This is a genomic window from Vibrio owensii, from assembly GCF_002021755.1.
GTDB classification, from domain to species: Bacteria; Pseudomonadota; Gammaproteobacteria; order Enterobacterales; family Vibrionaceae; genus Vibrio; species Vibrio owensii.
The window spans coordinates 2,196,776-2,215,279 of record NZ_CP019959.1 but is presented as its reverse complement, the minus strand read 5'-3'; the positions used below and the strand labels follow the sequence as shown (position 1 = coordinate 2,215,279).

Here is an 18,504-nt window from a genome sequence, read left to right as displayed (position 1 = left end):
GCTTTTACTTTCAGCTTTTTCTAAAAACTGAAGGCAAAAAACTTGGAAAACTGTTTTAAGTTCTATTTACACATTCAATGTTCTTACATTGAGTCCATCAAAACCCCTTGGGTGTTGTATGGTTAAGCCTCACGGGCAATTAGTACAGGTTAGCTCAACGCCTCACAACGCTTACACACCCTGCCTATCAACGTTCTAGTCTCGAACAACCCTTTAGGATACTTAAAGTATCAGGGAAGACTCATCTCAGGGCTCGCTTCCCGCTTAGATGCTTTCAGCGGTTATCGATTCCGAACTTAGCTACCGGGCAATGCGTCTGGCGACACAACCCGAACACCAGAGGTTCGTCCACTCCGGTCCTCTCGTACTAGGAGCAGCCCCCTTCAATCTTCCAACGCCCACGGCAGATAGGGACCGAACTGTCTCACGACGTTCTAAACCCAGCTCGCGTACCACTTTAAATGGCGAACAGCCATACCCTTGGGACCGACTTCAGCCCCAGGATGTGATGAGCCGACATCGAGGTGCCAAACACCGCCGTCGATATGAACTCTTGGGCGGTATCAGCCTGTTATCCCCGGAGTACCTTTTATCCGTTGAGCGATGGCCCTTCCATTCAGAACCACCGGATCACTATGACCTGCTTTCGCACCTGCTCGAATTGTCATTCTCGCAGTCAAGCGGGCTTATGCCATTGCACTAACCTCACGATGTCCAACCGTGATTAGCCCACCTTCGTGCTCCTCCGTTACTCTTTGGGAGGAGACCGCCCCAGTCAAACTACCCACCAGGCACTGTCCGCAACCCCGATCAGGGGTCAACGTTAGAACATCAACACTACAAGGGTGGTATTTCAAGGACGGCTCCACAAATACTGGCGTACTTGCTTCAAAGCCTCCCACCTATCCTACACATGTAGGGTCAATGTTCAGTGCCAAGCTGTAGTAAAGGTTCACGGGGTCTTTCCGTCTAGCCGCGGGTACACTGCATCTTCACAGCGATTTCAATTTCACTGAGTCTCGGGTGGAGACAGCGTGGCCATCATTACGCCATTCGTGCAGGTCGGAACTTACCCGACAAGGAATTTCGCTACCTTAGGACCGTTATAGTTACGGCCGCCGTTTACCGGGGCTTCGATCAAGAGCTTCGACCGAAGTCTAACCCCATCAATTAACCTTCCGGCACCGGGCAGGCGTCACACCGTATACGTCATCTTACGATTTTGCACAGTGCTGTGTTTTTAATAAACAGTTGCAGCCACCTGGTATCTGCGACTCTCGTCAGCTCCATCCGCGAGGGACTTCACCATCAAGAGCGTACCTTCTCCCGAAGTTACGGTACCATTTTGCCTAGTTCCTTCACCCGAGTTCTCTCAAGCGCCTTGGTATTCTCTACCCGACCACCTGTGTCGGTTTGGGGTACGATTCCTTACAATCTGAAGCTTAGAGGCTTTTCCTGGAAGCATGGCATCAATGACTTCACTACCGTAGTAGCTCGACGTCGTGTCTCAGCCTTAAGAAGAGCCGGATTTACCTAACTCTTCAGCCTACGCACTTGAACCTGGACAACCGTCGCCAGGCCCACCTAGCCTTCTCCGTCCCCCCATCGCAATTGTAAGAAGTACGGGAATATTAACCCGTTTCCCATCGACTACGCCTTTCGGCCTCGCCTTAGGGGTCGACTTACCCTGCCCCGATTAACGTTGGACAGGAACCCTTGGTCTTCCGGCGAGGAGGTTTTTCACCCCCTTTATCGTTACTCATGTCAGCATTCGCACTTCTGATACGTCCAGCATGCGTTACCACACACCTTCAACCGCTTACAGAACGCTCCCCTACCCAATGCACAAAGTGCATTGCCGCAGCTTCGGTTTACTACTTAGCCCCGTTACATCTTCCGCGCAGGCCGACTCGACCAGTGAGCTATTACGCTTTCTTTAAATGATGGCTGCTTCTAAGCCAACATCCTGGCTGTCTGAGCCTTCCCACATCGTTTCCCACTTAGTAGTAATTTGGGACCTTAGCTGGCGGTCTGGGTTGTTTCCCTCTCCACGACGGACGTTAGCACCCGCCGTGTGTCTCCCGGATAGTACTTACTGGTATTCGGAGTTTGCAAAGGGTTGGTAAGTCGGGATGACCCCCTAGCCTTAACAGTGCTCTACCCCCAGTAGTATTCGTCCGAGGCGCTACCTAAATAGCTTTCGGGGAGAACCAGCTATCTCCAGGTTTGATTGGCCTTTCACCCCTAGCCACAAGTCATCCGCTAATTTTTCAACATTAGTCGGTTCGGTCCTCCAATTGATGTTACTCAATCTTCAACCTGCCCATGGCTAGATCACCTGGTTTCGGGTCTATATCCAGCGACTGAGTCGCGCAGTTAACACTCGCTTTCGCTACGGCTCCCCTAGATGGTTAACCTTGCCACTGAATATAAGTCGCTGACCCATTATACAAAAGGTACGCAGTCACACCACGAAGGTGCTCCTACTGCTTGTACGTACACGGTTTCAGGTTCTATTTCACTCCCCTCACAGGGGTTCTTTTCGCCTTTCCCTCACGGTACTGGTTCACTATCGGTCAGTCAGTAGTATTTAGCCTTGGAGGATGGTCCCCCCATATTCAGACAGGATATCACGTGTCCCGCCCTACTCGATTTCACTTTATATGCGTTGCCGGTTACGGGGCTATCACCCTGTATCGCACAACTTTCCAGAAGTTTCACCTGACGCATAAAAAGCTTAAGGGCTAGTCCAATTTCGCTCGCCGCTACTTTCGGAATCTCGGTTGATTTCTTTTCCTCGGGGTACTTAGATGTTTCAGTTCCCCCGGTTCGCCTCGCTGCGCTATGTATTCACGCAGCGATACTTACTTATGTAAGTGGGTTTCCCCATTCGGAAATCCCAGACTCAAATGGTTTTTACTACCTAATCTGGGCTTATCGCAAGTTAATACGTCCTTCATCGCCTCTGACTGCCAAGGCATCCACCGTGTACGCTTAGTCACTTAACCATACAACCCGAAGGAGTTTCGAGTTGATGTTCAAATCACCAAAGTTGTCTATCATTATTTGAATGAGCGAGAGACATTTCGATTTTGCCGGACTCAATTTCGAATAATCACTGTAAAAGTGATATTCCCAAGAACACTTGAATGTGTTTTTTGGTGTTTGTCATAAAGACAAACATTGAGAACTTTACAAACAATCTTAAAGATTGTTTTGTCAGCTTTCCAAATTGTTAAAGAGCTATGTTAGCTACAAGCTTTCGCTTGTGAACTATCAATCTGTGTGGACACTCATCGTGTATAATCATCGTTTAAGGAGGTGATCCAGCGCCAGGTTCCCCTAGCGCTACCTTGTTACGACTTCACCCCAGTCATGAACCACAAAGTGGTAAGCGTCCTCCCGAAGGTTAAACTACCTACTTCTTTTGCAGCCCACTCCCATGGTGTGACGGGCGGTGTGTACAAGGCCCGGGAACGTATTCACCGTGGCATTCTGATCCACGATTACTAGCGATTCCGACTTCATGGAGTCGAGTTGCAGACTCCAATCCGGACTACGACGCACTTTTTGGGATTCGCTCACTATCGCTAGCTTGCTGCCCTCTGTATGCGCCATTGTAGCACGTGTGTAGCCCTACTCGTAAGGGCCATGATGACTTGACGTCGTCCCCACCTTCCTCCGGTTTATCACCGGCAGTCTCCCTGGAGTTCCCGACATTACTCGCTGGCAAACAAGGATAAGGGTTGCGCTCGTTGCGGGACTTAACCCAACATTTCACAACACGAGCTGACGACAGCCATGCAGCACCTGTCTCAGAGTTCCCGAAGGCACCAATCCATCTCTGGAAAGTTCTCTGGATGTCAAGAGTAGGTAAGGTTCTTCGCGTTGCATCGAATTAAACCACATGCTCCACCGCTTGTGCGGGCCCCCGTCAATTCATTTGAGTTTTAATCTTGCGACCGTACTCCCCAGGCGGTCTACTTAACGCGTTAGCTCCGAAAGCCACGGCTCAAGGCCACAACCTCCAAGTAGACATCGTTTACGGCGTGGACTACCAGGGTATCTAATCCTGTTTGCTCCCCACGCTTTCGCATCTGAGTGTCAGTATCTGTCCAGGGGGCCGCCTTCGCCACCGGTATTCCTTCAGATCTCTACGCATTTCACCGCTACACCTGAAATTCTACCCCCTCTACAGTACTCTAGTCTGCCAGTTTCAAATGCTATTCCGAGGTTGAGCCCCGGGCTTTCACATCTGACTTAACAAACCACCTGCATGCGCTTTACGCCCAGTAATTCCGATTAACGCTCGCACCCTCCGTATTACCGCGGCTGCTGGCACGGAGTTAGCCGGTGCTTCTTCTGTCGCTAACGTCAAATAATGCAGCTATTAACTACACTACCTTCCTCACGACTGAAAGTGCTTTACAACCCGAAGGCCTTCTTCACACACGCGGCATGGCTGCATCAGGCTTGCGCCCATTGTGCAATATTCCCCACTGCTGCCTCCCGTAGGAGTCTGGACCGTGTCTCAGTTCCAGTGTGGCTGATCATCCTCTCAGACCAGCTAGGGATCGTCGCCTTGGTGAGCCATTACCTCACCAACTAGCTAATCCCACCTAGGCATATCCTGACGCGAGAGGCCCGAAGGTCCCCCTCTTTGGCCCGTAGGCGTTATGCGGTATTAGCCATCGTTTCCAATGGTTATCCCCCACATCAGGGCAATTTCCTAGGCATTACTCACCCGTCCGCCGCTCGACGCCGTTATCGTTCCCCGAAGGTTCAGATAACTCGTTTCCGCTCGACTTGCATGTGTTAGGCCTGCCGCCAGCGTTCAATCTGAGCCATGATCAAACTCTTCAATTTAAGATTTTGTTCGGCTCAATGAATACTGAACATTACATAAGTAATGTTTGAATTGACTGTGCTGAATCTTTCGATTCAATGGCCACTTCGTTTCATTGAAACCTAATTTGATACCGCTTTCCGTTAAGAAAGAAACATCTAATTGGATTATCATCAACGAGTGCCCACACAGATTGATAGGTTCTTATTTTTAAAGAGCTACTCTTCTTTGTGACTCACATCACTTCGGAAGAGGCGGCCATTCTAGCGAGATAATTTTCTGTGTCAAACACTTTTTCAAATTATTTCGTTTTTCTTTCTGACCTTGTCGACTTCGCTTTGAAGCCTTGTGAGCTCTGCCCTGTCGACAAGGAGGCATTATAGAGATCGCGCTCACATTGGCAAGCGTTATTTTGCAAAAATTGCAAAAACAATGGTTAAGCGACGAGTTTTCGATCAAAGCCTTATTTATCTAACTTTACCCATAGATAGCAAACAACTTATCCACAGAGTTATCCTTTCTGCCCTTATTTTTAGCCTCCATAAACAAAGAAAGCTGCTTTGCAGCAGCTTTCTTTGTTAGACCTGAACACGGCTTTTACGGGCTTAACAACTAAATGCCAGAACCATCTTGTTCATTATCGTCATCTTCATGTAATCCACATTCACGTTTTAAGCCGAAGAAGCGCGTTTCTTCTTCTGACATGCCCGGTTCCCACTTTCTCGTGGTGTGCGTATCGCCTACAGAGAGGTAACCTTGCTCCCACAACGGGTGATAACTCAAGCCATGTTCTTCTAAGTAGTAGTGGACATCTTTATTCGTCCAGTCGATCACTGGTAAGAATTTAAATACGCCATTTTGGATTGATAAGATTGGTAGACCAGCACGAGACTGACTTTGCTCTCGACGCAGCCCTGAGAACCAAGTTCCAATGTTTTGCTCTCGCAGAGCTCGTCGCATTGGTTCAACCTTATTTATCTTGTTGTACTTTTCAATTCCCTCGACGCCTTGTTCCCAAAGTTTTCCGTAACGCGCTTCTTGCCAATGGGCACTTTCTTTTGCTCGGTACACTTTAAGGTTGAGGTTCAGTTGCGCTTTCAGCTGGTCGATAAATTGATATGTCTCTGCAAATAGATATCCGGTGTCCGTTAGGATGATAGGGATATCCGGTTTTTGTTGTGTCACAAGATGGAGCATCACGGCGGCCTGGATACCGAAACTGGATGAGACAGCGAACTCCCCTTCCAAATTATCCAATGCCCACTTTACTCTCTCTTGTGCCGAAAGCTGTTCGAGCTCGACATTGATTTGAGCAAGACGGAGGATTTGCTCCGTCTTAGTTAATGTCAGTAACTCTGCTAGCTCCGGTTTGGACGCTACAGAATCAAGCATGGAAGTCCCTCTTTGATACGAACACTTCTTGGATAATGCCAGCTCGAATCGTGAAGTCGCCAAATGCTTCACCTTCTTCACGTTCAGCAGCCCAACGAGCCACCAGCTGATCAATCTCTTCTAAGATTTGCTTATCCGTAATGTTCTCTTTATACATCTTCGGTACTCGAGTACCACCGCGATTACCACCTAGGTGTAAGTTGTATCGACCTGGTGCTTTACCAACTAAGCCGATTTCTGCCAACATTGCTCGACCACAACCATTTGGACACCCTGTTACTCGTAGGATGATATTGTCTTCTTCAGGGATACCATGCTTTTCTAGAATACCTTCGATATCGGTTACGAACTGAGGAAGGAAGCGCTCTGCTTCTGCCATTGCTAATGGACATGTTGGGAACGCCACACACGCCATCGAGTTCTTACGCTGTTCACTTACGCCTTCATCCATCAAACCATGTTCACGAGCAATCTTCTCGATCTTCGCTTTTTGGCTTTTTGGTACACCAGCAACAATCAGGTTCTGGTTTGCTGTCATACGGAAATCGCCTTTATGGATTTTGGCAATTTCAGCAACACCCGTCTTAAGTGGTTTACCTGGGAAATCTAATAGACGGCCGTTTTCGATGAAGAGTGCTAGGTGATGCTTACCATCGATACCTTCAACCCAACCGATACGGTCACCACGTTCCGTGAATTCGTAAGGGCGGCTTTGCTCAAATTTAACACCGGCACGTTTTTCTACTTCCGCTTTAAACACATCACTACCGACACGATCTAATGTGTATTTGGTTTTTGCATTCTTACGGTTAGAACGATTACCCCAATCACGTTGAGTTGTTACTACAGCAGCTGCAACATCAAGTGTTTTCTCTAATGGAATAAAACCAAAGTCATCCGCTCTACGTGGATAGGTTGACGTATCGCCATGCGTCATCGCTAGACCGCCACCCACAAGCACGTTAAAACCAACCAGCTTGCCCTTATCTGCAATCGCTACGAAGTTAAGATCGTTAGCGTGTACGTCTACGTCATTTTGCGGTGGAATAACCACTGTGGTTTTAAACTTACGTGGTAGATAGTTCTTACCCAGAATCGGTTCGTCTTCTTCCGTGCTTTCTACTTTTTCACCGTCCAACCAAATCTCTGCATAAGCACGTGTCTTCGGTAGTAGATGCTCGCTGATCTTCTTCGCCCATTCGTAAGCTTCTTGGTGTAGCTCCGACTCCACTGGGTTAGTGGTACACAACACGTTACGGTTAACGTCACCCGCAGTTGCAATCGAGTCAATACCAATGCTGTTTAACGTTTGGTGCATCAACTTGATATTTGGTTTTAGCACGCCATGGAACTGGAACGTTTGACGAGTAGTAAGACGAATACTTCCATATAAAGAGTGCTCGGTTGCAAACTTGTCTATCGCTAGCCATTGCTTTGGTGTAATGATGCCACCCGGCATACGTGCACGAAGCATGACGTTATGTAGCGGCTCCAACTTTTGTTTAGCACGCTCGTTACGGATATCGCGGTCATCTTGCTGGTACATTCCGTGAAAACGAATCAATTGGAAGTTGTCTGCAGTAAAGCCACCAGTAATGCGGTCTTGCAGATCTTGTTCAATCGTTCCACGCAGTAAATTACTTTCTCTTTTAAGGCGCTCGTTATCCGAGAGTGGACCAAGCACCTCACCTAATACTTCTTGGCTGTTTGATTGTTGATTCGCGCTCATTAGTACACATCCCTTTGGTAACGTTTCGCTTTACGTAGATCGTTGATAAATGCTTCGGCTTCTTCACGAGATAGCTTGCCTTGTTGCTCGGCTACAAATACCAGCGCATCGTGAACATCTTTTGCCATACGAGTGGCATCACCACATACATAGATGTAGGCACCATCTTGAATCCATTGCCACACTTGTTCAGCGTTTTCTAGGATGCGATGTTGAACATAAACCTTCTCTGCTTGGTCGCGACTAAACGCAACATCAAGGCGAGTCAGCAAACCTGACTTGAGGTACTTCTGCCATTCAACTTGGTAAAGGAAATCTTGAGTAAAGGTACGGTCACCAAAGAACAACCAGTTCTTACCTTCCGCGTCACGGTTATCACGCTCTTGAATAAAGCTACGGAAAGGCGCAATACCGGTACCAGGACCAACCATGATGATTGGTGTGTTGTCATCTTGTGGCAATTTGAAGTTATTGTTGTGCTCAACAAACACTTTCACTTCACCACCTTCTTCTAGACGTTGAGCGAGGAAACTCGATGCTCCTCCATAGCGCTTTTCATCACCTTTGTCGTATTCAACCAAGCCTACGGTTAGGTGAACCTCTTCATCGACTTCCGTTTGACTCGAAGCGATAGAATATAGACGAGGTGTCAATCGACGAAGCAAACCAACCAACTCTTCTGCACTTAGCTTGGTCTTCTTCTCTGCAAGCACATCGACAACTTGGGTATTTGCTGCGTACTCACGAAGTTTGTCTTTATCCTCCACTAGCTTTTGCAGTTTCTTGCTACCAGATAACTCTGCGAATTTAGTGACAAGTTGAGGGTTTGATGCAGTGATTTCGTACTTGCTAACCAATGCACTATGAATAGAAAGGCTTTCGCCATCCACTTCAACACTTTCTACACCGGATAGCCCAGCCTTAGCTAAGATAGCATTGGCTAATTCTGAACTATTATCGAACCACACACCTAAAGCATCGCCGGCTTGATAAGTTAAACCTGATTCTTCAAGGTCAATCTCTACATGGCGAACATCTTTGCCCGAATCGCGACCTGTGATTTTTTGGCTTGTCAGTAACGTTGCAGTATATGGATTTTGCTTGTTATAAGCAGAATGTCCCGGAGCGGCTTGCCCAACAGGTAGTTGAACAACTTCTGCTTCATTGCCTGAAGAAAGGGCTTCTTTTACTTGTTCAAGCGCTTGCTTACGCCATTCAGCGGCCGGCGCTTCATAATCCACATCACAATCAATGCGATCAATGAAGGCAGTTGCGCCTAACTTAGACAAGTAAGTATCGAAGTCTTTGCCCGTTTGGCAGAAGAACTCGTAACTAGAATCACCAAGCGCAATCACGGCGTATTGTAGATTGGGTAACTTGGGTGCTTTTTTAGATTGAAGGAACTCATGCAGTTCAATGGCATTGTCTGGCGCTTCGCCTTCACCATTGGTCGACGCCACGATGATCACGTGAGTCTCTTTTGCTAAGTTCTTGCCTTTGTAATCGCTAGCATCAAACAGCTCTACAGCAATGCCTTCTGCTTTGGCTTCTTGCTCTAGCGCTTCAGCAACGCCTTTCGCATTACCAGTTTGAGAAGCAAAAATGATGCTTAGCTTGCCTGCTGGTTTTGCAGCAACAGAAGCAGCCGCCTGTGCGATTGGCGTTGCCGCCGCTGCACTTGGTTGGTTTTGAGCGAGTCCCCAGAAGTAACCGCTGACCCATGCAAGTTGCTGTGAAGACAACTCTGAGACAGTTTGCTGGAGTGAGTTAAATTGCTGGTCATTAAGCGGGCTTGCGATTGGCGGATTACCACCTTGCCCATTATTATCTTCCGACACTTTCTTGTGAGAATATTCATTCTGTTGAAAAGACATTGTCACGACATCCCTATTCATTGCGTGACGATAGATTAACCACTCTCTCTAATAACAAGAAAGAATAGAAGAGAATGTTTTATAACTTTTTGGAAGTAAGCAAGTCGCGCTAAGACTCACCGATCTTCAATACGAACCTGCTGAAAGCCGACGGCCATTGCCGATTTGGATGCCGTATCGAGATCATCATAATGGCACTCTTCCCCGTGACTGTCCGTTAGACAGACAAACCCACCGCGTGCGTGGCGAAACTCAACAACCCATCCACCTTCTTGAATTGAAGGTTCGATGATGGCTTCTACTAGCTGGTTGTCACGAAATAGATGTCGTAATTCATTTATTGTCATCGCAATCCCTGCTCCAACTTTTATACATTGCTCCTAGATAAGCATGGTCGAAGTCTGATACTTGGGCGAGAAATTCGATTTAATATAATGAAGTGATATAAAAAAACGCCGCTTATAAAGCGACGTTTTAAGAGATTCAGAGAAATGTGTTTAGAAGGAGTATTGAGCACCAACGAAGAAGCCGTCTGCAAAGATAAACTCTTTACCTAGGCTCGATAAAAACTCCTCTGACTCTAAATCAATCACACGGTAACCACCACGGAAAGTGAGTTGAGACTCTTGAAAAGGAATTCGGTACTGAACACCAGCCATTAGATCAGTACTCTTAATACCTTTGTTATCACCAAAGTTCATCTCACCAATTACATCAAAGTTTGTATTTGGCACAGTGATTTCTGCGTAGCCATACCAAGCCCAAATCAGCTCATCAAAATCTTCTGTACGAGCATTGGTACCTGCGTCTACGTATTTTGTGTCACTCAAATTACTAAAGGTCAGACCCGCATCAAAGTGCATTAAGTCGTGTTCAAGAATTTGGTAGTAAAGAGTGAGGTCTAGTTTGTCGAAACCCATGTAATCGGCATCAACGCTTGAGTAACGAAGACGCGCGTTTGGTACGTATTTTACGTCATGTTCAATCGCTGCGTAGAAAGTACCCGTTGTATCGCTATCTCTTCTTACTTCATTCACTTTGGTATCCGCAACCCAAACTTCTGCACCAACCGTGGTTGTGAAAGAAGACTCTTGTTCTGCAAAACAAGGGTAAGATGCTGCCAACGATAGTGTCGCTAAAGCGATGGTCGCTTTATATGTCATGTAATTTTTACTCCGAGATAGCTGATTTCAACATTAAGGGGCATGTGAGAAATACTAACATACTCTCACAGCCCACCATCAACTAAATCTCTACAATCCGTTACTTATAACGAGGCTGAGCGACGAAGTTTTTAAAAAACCATATGCCTAATGCAATCACTATTAGCCAAGGCAATAGTTTTAGCACAGCTCCAACCATTCCCAATAAGAACATCACCACCAATGCAATGCCAGTCGCAGCAAATACAGTCACCATCGTAATACCAGTCACGAGCAGAGTTGCCGCAAATACTAAAATAAAGATCAGCTCCAACATAATCACTTCTCCTTTGTTTTAGTTTTACTAGAGCAGGTTCTGTACCAACTTATTAAAACAAGAATAAAACCATGATCTATAAGTAAAAATAAAGCCAGAGACATTTCTGCACTCTGGCTTTTCTATTTTTAAGTTGGTAATTTTCACCAACCACTGGTGAAATTTACACGTTCAATTCTTTTGGAATCTTCGCCAGTGCATCTTGCAGCACTTCTAGACCAGAACCCGGTTTGTGCGCGTTTTCACTGATGTGACGACGCCATTGACGAGCACCCGGCATGTTTTGGAACAGACCCAGCATATGACGTGAGATATGGCCAAGGTAAGCACCTTTTGCCAATTGCGCTTCAATGTACGGGTACATCTCTTCAACGATTTCACTACGCTTTTTCACTGCAGCATTTGAGCCAAACAACTCTTGGTCCACAGATGCTAGCAAGTAAGGGCTTTGATACGCTTCACGACCGATCATCACGCCATCTAGGTGTTGTAGATGCTCTTTCGCTTCTTCCAGTGATTTCACACCACCGTTAATCGCAATCGTTAAGTGTGAGAAATCTTTCTTCAGTTGGTAAGCGCGTGGATAATCCAATGGTGGGATCTCACGGTTCTCTTTCGGGCTTAAACCACTTAACCATGCTTTACGTGCGTGGATAGTGAACTGCTCACAACCACCTTTCTCAGAGACGATAGATACGAAATCCGTTAGGAACTCGTAAGAATCTTGGTCATCAATACCGATACGAGTTTTTACCGTAACAGGAATATCAACCACGTCTTTCATCGCCGCAACGCAGTCCGCAACCAATTGAGGCTCTGCCATTAGGCATGCACCAAAGCGACCGTTTTGAACACGGTCCGATGGACAACCTACGTTTAGGTTGATTTCATCATAGCCACGCTCTTGAGCGAGTTTGGCACACGTAGCCAAATCCGCTGCATTTGAACCGCCAAGCTGAAGGGCTAACGGATGCTCTTCTTCGTTATAAGCAAGAAAATCCCCTTTTCCATGAATGATCGCACCTGTGGTCACCATTTCGGTGTACAGCAGGGTTTCTTTGGTCATTAAGCGATGGAAGTAGCGACAATGACGATCTGTCCAATCCAACATTGGTGCTACAGAGAGCCTGCAAGAATGAGTCATGATATAAACACCCGTTTTTACGTTGCCAAGGTAGAGCGCGAAGGTGCGCTCAAAAAATTAAGTCGGGTATTGTATACCCACTGTGCAGTGGATGCGAGCCTTGTGAATTCAATCACTGATAAGCACATTTCGGCATTGGTGTCTCGTTCTGTGATATCTGTTGCGCGCTCTAAGGGGCACTGGCTTGCTTTAATTCATGATTTTCGGTCTGATAGTGGGTAAAATGGAGTCTTTCTAAACGAACTTCGTATAGAAATGGTTTATCATAAAGCACGTCCGATAGTTATGGTGAAAGATTTGGACCCAACAATCCTTGAACAAATTGAACAAATCTGCGCTGAGCGCGGAGTAAGATTGACGCCGCAACGCCGACGCGTTTTTGAGCTTATTTGTTCTAATCGCCGCGCCTCAAGTGCGTATGAGCTATTGGAGCAATTGAAAGAGAGTGAGCCTCAGGCTAAACCACCGACGGTATACCGAGCATTAGATTTTCTTCTAGAACAAGGCTTTATTCATCGAGTGGAATCAAACAACAGCTTTATCACTTGCTGTTCCTTCAACACTCAACAGCACTTTTTCCAACTGCTAATTTGCGATAAATGTGGCGATGTCGTTGAACTTGAAGACGAGACGCTGATATCCTTATTAGCCAATAACGCCGAGAAACATGGATTCAAACTGACGAATCAAGTTATCGAAACCCATGGCGAGTGCCAGGCATGTTCCTCGGAGACGAAAGAAGAAAGATAGAAGAACGTTATGCGCGCTGAATTTGTAAACCCGTTTTTAGCTTCGTTAATGAATGTGCTAAAAACCATGGCTTCGCTTGAATTGAAGCCACAAAAACCGCGAATCAAGAAAGATGAGATCGCACGAGGTGACGTTTCTGGCCTTATCGGTATGGTTGGTCCACAAACTCGTGGTTCAATGTCGATTACCTTTGATGAAGCGTTAGCACTAGAAATCATGCAGAACATGCTTGGTGAACGTCCAAATGGACTGAACGAAGAAGTGACGGACATGGTTGGTGAGATCACGAATATGGTGACAGGCGGTGCGAAGCGCATTCTAGCGGAAAGTGGATTTGATTTTGATATGGCAACACCGGTTGTGGTATCAGGTCGAGGTCACACCATTCGCCACAAGTGTGAAGGCTCAATCATCATCATGCCTTTCTCTTCACAGTGGGGAAATGCCTTCATCGAGATTTGCTTCGAATAATAGAGAAGAAATAGGTTGGTCAATGCCAACCTATTTTGTTTCTGCTTCAGGCAATAAAAAAGGTCAGCGCTTGCTGACCTTTTCTTTTTCTATTCAAACATTAAGCTTTGAATGCTTTAAATGCATTGATTAGACCATTTGTCGAGCTGTCGTGAGAGCTGATTTCTGACTCATCTGCTAGCTCAGGTAGGATTTGGTTTGCTAGTTGTTTACCTAGCTCAACACCCCATTGGTCGAAGCTGAAGATGTTCCAGATAACGCCTTGAACGAAGATTTTGTGCTCGTACATTGCGATCAAGTTACCTAGCGTGCGAGGTGTGATTTGTTTAACTAGGATAGAGTTCGTTGGGCGGTTACCTTCAAATACTTTGAACGGTACTAGAGACGCCATTTCTTCTTCGCTCTTACCTGCTTTCGCAAATTCTGCCTTCACAGTTTCTGCTGACTTACCAAATGCCAATGCTTCTGTTTGCGCAAAGAAGTTAGACATCAGTTTTTGGTGGTGGTCGCTTGCTGGGTTGTGGCTGATTGCAGGAGCAATGAAGTCACATGGGATCAGCTTAGTGCCTTGGTGAATCAGCTGGTAGAACGCGTGCTGACCGTTAGTACCAGGTTCACCCCAGATGATAGGACCAGTTTGGTAAGTCACTGCGTTACCTTCACGGTCTACGTACTTACCGTTAGATTCCATGTTACCTTGCTGGAAGTACGCCGCGAAACGGTGCATGTACTGGTCGTAAGGTAGGATTGCCTCAGACTCAGCGCCGTGGAAGTTGTTGTACCAAATACCGATCAAAGCAAGAATTACAGGGATGTTGCTTTCTAGATCTGTCGATACGAAGTGGTTATCCATCTCGTGAGCACCGTCTAGAAGCTCGATGAAGTTGTCGTAACCTACAGACAATGCAATTGAAAGGCCGATTGCTGACCATAGTGAGTAACGACCACCAACCCAGTCCCAGAACTCAAACATGTTGTCGGTGTCGATACCAAACTCAGATACTGCAGGAGCGTTAGTAGAAAGTGCTGCGAAGTGCTTAGCAACGTGTGCTTGGTCGCCAGCAGTTTCTAGGAACCAATCACGAGCAGAGTGCGCGTTTGTCATGGTTTCTTGAGTCGTGAACGTCTTAGACGCGATCAAGAATAGTGTTGTCTCTGGATCTACTTTCTTCAGCGTCTCAACGATGTGAGTACCATCAACGTTAGAAACGAAGTGCAGGTTTAGGTGGTTTTTGTATGGTGCTAGTGCTTCAGTCACCATGTAAGGACCAAGGTCAGAACCGCCGATACCGATGTTTACGATGTCTGTGATTGCTTTACCTGTGTAACCTTTCCACTCACCGCCAATTACGCGATCTGTGAATGATTTGATTTTCTCAAGAACTGCGTTTACCGCAGGCATTACGTCTTCGCCGCTAACCAGTACTGGCTTGTTAGAACGGTTACGCAGTGCAGTGTGAAGAACAGCGCGATCTTCTGTTTTGTTGATCGCTTCACCACTGAACATCGCTTCAATTGCTGACTTAAGCTCAGTCTCGTTAGCAAGAGCGAAAAGGTGCTTCAGAGTGTCCTCGTTGATTAGGTTCTTTGAGTAATCGACTAGGATGTCTGAGCCGAAGCGTGCTGAGTATTTGTCGAAACGCGCTGCGTCTTGAGCAAATAGCTCTTTCAGATCCATATCTTGTGCAGATTCGAAATGCGCAGTTAGCGCTTTCCAAGCTTGTGTTTGCGTTGGATTGATATTTTTCAACATGGTCTTTATCCCGATGTTACAGTAGGTTCCATTCCTTACAGTCTAGCGAAAACTGCGGAATCCCCGATTTAGCAAATAGAATATAAATAAGATGTTAGGGCGAATTGCCACAAAACAAGTCTTTGTAATTTTTTTTCAGCCATCAATTATGACGGAGTGCCTTTACACTCACATTGAGTTAGGTCACGTTCCCTGTTTCGAATTTAAACAATTCATTTATGATGCTGAGAATCATATCATTTCGTAATGACAGGCTCTAATTGGATTAGGATAGACGCCAAATCAAATTTTTCCAAAGGAACGCATATGTGGGCACAAAAAACACTGCAATTAAAAGCGCGTCAGCGTGGTTTCCATCTGGTCACTGATGAAATTGAACAACAATTACCACAAATCCAATCGCTTTCAGTAGGTTTGTTACATTTGTTTATTCAACATACGTCCGCTAGCCTGACCTTAAATGAAAACGCAGACCCAACAGTACGTATGGACATGGAAGCCCACTTTAATAAGTTTGTGCCTGAACGAGCGCCTTACTACCAGCACACTTATGAAGGCGATGATGATATGCCAGCCCATATTAAAGCGTCTTTACTTGGCAGTAGTGTGACGATTCCTATCCAAAACGGTCAGTTAGCTTTAGGTACATGGCAGGGTATTTACTTAGGTGAACACCGAGATTACGGTGGAAGTCGACGCATCATCGCCACCATCAACGGCGAATAGATCGGATAAAACAAAGGCTAACTCACAAGGTTAGCCTTTGTTTTTATATCGATTTAGAACGGTTGGTTGATCATGACTCGGAAGGTGCCTTCATCTGCACCTTTGGCCATTTCAGCACGAACTACAATCCCTTCAACTTGGAAGCGCACTGCGCCACCCACGTTCCACTTCATGTCTTCATGCAGAGTTTTTAAGTCGTAGTCGTCTGCTACTCGCCCTACTTCAACAAACGCGACCCATTGCCACCACGGCAGATCGTAGTAGTTGATAAGAGGAATATCATCGAGCGGCTGCCAGTCTGGTAATACCCGGTATTCTGCAGAATAGTGAATCGCACTGCGCCCGTGGTAACGACCCGCGGTATAACCACGTAGACGATACAAACCACCTAAGCGAACTTGCTCCTGCTCTGGTGGACGAGCGCACATTAAACCATCGCATTTGTTCCATGTCGGTGTATCCGCCGTGTAGAAATCAAACGCGAGCACTTGCTGATCGAACCAATCACCAAGTGGACCCAACGAGTAGTACTGACTGTTTTGGAATTCCCACTTCAGCCATAAGTCTTCCGACTGCAAACTTTCTGCACCCGTGGTTAAATCAAACGAGGTGTGGGAGCCTCGCGTGGAATTACGCACACTGTCGCGGTTGTCCCAATCAAATGTCAGGCTAAACCCGGTCGCCTCTTCTTTCTTATCGTTGTAGATATCCAACTCACGAGAAGAATAGAAGGGGGTGAAGATAATTGAACTGACACCAGAATCGACTGGAGAAGCAAAACTCACATCTCTCACGGGTTGGAATGCACCAAGCAGTCCGTGTTCACGAACATTACCCCAAGGAAGCAGGTACTTGAACTCCAGTTTGTAGTTCTCTTCGTCGCCATTGGTTACGGTTTTATCTTCCGTTGAAGAGTTATTCGAACCTTGGTCGCCTAAGTAATAAGGGTTGTCGTTAAAGCGCGCTTGATACATCTGCGTGCTAAACAAAAGGTTTGGCGACAAAGCGTAGTTAAAAGCAGAAAGGAAACCGACGTAACTGTCTTTTTCAGAATACAAGCCCATACCAAACAGAGCTGCTTGGGGTTGGCCAACACCTTTAGCAACGCCCGCTAAACCTATGGTGCTGCCCATGGTCTCAGTACTGAAATAGAAAGGGACGAACGCTGAATCTTTCTCTTTGGCAATCAACTGCGGAGGAAAAAAAAGGCTGGCAGAAAATGCCAGCACAGAGAATAGTCTTGTCTTCATGAGTTACTTCGAATATTCCATTTCGACACGAGAAGTTAATTTGGTCACCAGTTCATAAGCAATGGTACCTATGTGGCTAGCTACCTCTTCTACTGGTAAATCTTTACCCCATAGAATGGCTTCATCGCTTACTTTATCCGTTGCATCAGGACCTAAATCAACCGTCAGCATATCCATAGAAACGCGACCCGCGATTGGTACTTTGCGCCCATTAACAAACACTGGCGTACCGTTTGGCGCTGTACGTGGATAACCATCGCCGTAACCAACAGCAATCACGCCCACTTTAGTGTCGCGTTCACTTGTCCACATACCGCCATAGCCAACACTTTCGCCCTTCTTCACTTCACGAACAGCGATCAAGTGTGACTTCAGTGTCATCACTGGTTTGTAACCCATGTCTTGCGCAGTTTTATCATCAAATGGTGATACGCCATACATGATGATGCCTGGACGAACCCAATCTAACTGACTTTGCGGCCAAGCAAGCAAGCCTGCTGAAGCCGCTAGAGAGCGCTCACCCTGACAACCAGCCGTTAGCGACATAAACAAATCTATTTGCTCAGTGGTGATGCTGTTATCCAGTTCATCAGCGCAACCAAAGTGGCTCATGTAACGCAGGGGTTTCGCCACATTCGGACACTCTTTAAGACGTGTGATGAATTCATCGTACTGCTCTGGACGCACGCCAAGTCGATGCATACCGCTGTCGATTTTAAGCCAAACCACAACTGGCGTTTCGAGATCCGCTTGTTCTAATGCCGCGAGTTGCTCTTCACAATGAACAACGGTTTGAATGTTATTGGTCACTAATACTGGCAAATCGCCAGGTGAGTAAAAACCTTCTAGTAAAAGAATCGGCTTTACCACGCCACAAGCGCGTAGCTGAAGTGCTTCCTCAATGCGAGCAACGCCAAAGGCATCAGCATGCGTAGCGTGTTTAGCCACATGACGAAGACCATGACCGTAGCCATTTGCCTTCACCACCGCCATCACTTTGCTTTCTGGCGCCTGTTCTTTTACGCGTTGTAAATTGTGCTGCAGTGCTGACAAGTCAATACATGCCATCGCAGCTTTCATGTAGCTCATT

13 protein-coding genes and 2 rRNA genes are annotated in these 18,504 nt (G+C 46.5%); 3 read left to right on the top strand and 12 right to left on the bottom strand.

The genetic code is table 11. From position 1 onward, the window contains the following. Window positions 1-118: 118 nt before the first annotated feature. From A9237_RS10120 to dusA, 9 genes are all read right to left on the bottom strand, one after another. A 23S ribosomal RNA gene (locus A9237_RS10120) occupies window positions 119-3,008 on the bottom strand. 306 nt (window positions 3,009-3,314) lie between these two features. Further along, a 16S ribosomal RNA gene (locus A9237_RS10115) occupies window positions 3,315-4,866 on the bottom strand. Together the 16S and 23S rRNA genes form the textbook arrangement of a ribosomal RNA operon. 592 nt (window positions 4,867-5,458) lie before the next feature. Continuing rightward, entirely contained in the window at window positions 5,459-6,238 is a 780-nt protein-coding gene (locus A9237_RS10105; RefSeq protein ID WP_045411987.1) for a phosphoadenylyl-sulfate reductase, read from the bottom strand. Continuing rightward, a complete protein-coding gene (gene cysI / locus A9237_RS10100) occupies window positions 6,231-7,967 on the bottom strand; it encodes an assimilatory sulfite reductase (NADPH) hemoprotein subunit (RefSeq protein ID WP_078608117.1) in 1,737 nt (578 codons plus the stop codon). The genes A9237_RS10105 and cysI overlap by 8 nt, the downstream gene beginning before the upstream one ends. Further along, complete coding sequence (locus A9237_RS10095) at window positions 7,967-9,841, bottom strand: assimilatory sulfite reductase (NADPH) flavoprotein subunit (protein WP_122020081.1); 1,875 nt, start codon at window positions 9,839-9,841, stop codon at window positions 7,967-7,969. Before A9237_RS10095 ends, cysI begins: the two co-directional genes overlap by 1 nt. Window positions 9,842-9,957: 116 nt before the next feature. Next, window positions 9,958-10,188, bottom strand: a complete 231-nt coding sequence (locus A9237_RS10090) for a hypothetical protein (protein ID WP_005438465.1) — start codon at window positions 10,186-10,188, stop codon at window positions 9,958-9,960. A gap of 150 nt (window positions 10,189-10,338) precedes the next feature. Next, window positions 10,339-11,004, bottom strand: coding sequence for a TIGR04219 family outer membrane beta-barrel protein (locus tag A9237_RS10085; RefSeq protein WP_078608116.1), 666 nt, complete (start codon window positions 11,002-11,004; stop codon window positions 10,339-10,341). 100 nt (window positions 11,005-11,104) lie between these two features. Beyond that, window positions 11,105-11,320: an envelope stress response protein PspG gene (pspG, locus tag A9237_RS10080; protein WP_005438463.1), complete on the bottom strand. Its 216-nt coding sequence runs from the start codon at window positions 11,318-11,320 to the stop codon at window positions 11,105-11,107. A 163-nt stretch (window positions 11,321-11,483) separates the two neighbouring features. After that, window positions 11,484-12,464: a tRNA dihydrouridine(20/20a) synthase DusA gene (dusA, locus tag A9237_RS10075; protein ID WP_078608115.1), complete on the bottom strand. Its 981-nt coding sequence runs from the start codon at window positions 12,462-12,464 to the stop codon at window positions 11,484-11,486. Between the two features lie 285 nt (window positions 12,465-12,749). On the opposite strand from dusA, the gene zur reads away from it, so the two are divergent. Together zur and A9237_RS10060 are read left to right on the top strand one after the other, a co-directional pair. After that, complete coding sequence (zur, locus tag A9237_RS10065) at window positions 12,750-13,214, top strand: zinc uptake transcriptional repressor Zur (RefSeq protein ID WP_005438461.1); 465 nt, start codon at window positions 12,750-12,752, stop codon at window positions 13,212-13,214. A 9-nt stretch (window positions 13,215-13,223) separates the two neighbouring features. Beyond that, the gene (locus A9237_RS10060) at window positions 13,224-13,685 is read left to right on the top strand and encodes a chemotaxis protein CheX (protein ID WP_005381269.1); all 462 of its coding nucleotides are present in this window, start codon (window positions 13,224-13,226) and stop codon (window positions 13,683-13,685) included. A gap of 100 nt (window positions 13,686-13,785) precedes the next feature. Here the strand turns inward: A9237_RS10060 and pgi are convergent, their stop codons facing one another. Beyond that, complete coding sequence (gene pgi / locus A9237_RS10055; RefSeq protein ID WP_078608113.1) at window positions 13,786-15,438, bottom strand: glucose-6-phosphate isomerase; 1,653 nt, start codon at window positions 15,436-15,438, stop codon at window positions 13,786-13,788. Window positions 15,439-15,744: 306 nt separating this feature from the next. On the opposite strand from pgi, the gene A9237_RS10050 reads away from it, so the two are divergent. Continuing rightward, window positions 15,745-16,164, top strand: a complete 420-nt coding sequence (locus tag A9237_RS10050; RefSeq protein WP_005438458.1) for a secondary thiamine-phosphate synthase enzyme YjbQ — start codon at window positions 15,745-15,747, stop codon at window positions 16,162-16,164. Between the two features lie 53 nt (window positions 16,165-16,217). Here the strand turns inward: A9237_RS10050 and A9237_RS10045 are convergent, their stop codons facing one another. Both A9237_RS10045 and alr read right to left on the bottom strand, forming a co-directional pair. Then, a complete protein-coding gene (locus tag A9237_RS10045) occupies window positions 16,218-17,414 on the bottom strand; it encodes a BamA/TamA family outer membrane protein (protein WP_078608112.1) in 1,197 nt (398 codons plus the stop codon). 3 nt (window positions 17,415-17,417) lie between these two features. Then, the gene (alr, locus tag A9237_RS10040) at window positions 17,418-18,494 is read right to left on the bottom strand and encodes an alanine racemase (protein WP_086027735.1); all 1,077 of its coding nucleotides are present in this window, start codon (window positions 18,492-18,494) and stop codon (window positions 17,418-17,420) included. Between the last annotated feature and the right edge of the window lie 10 nt (window positions 18,495-18,504).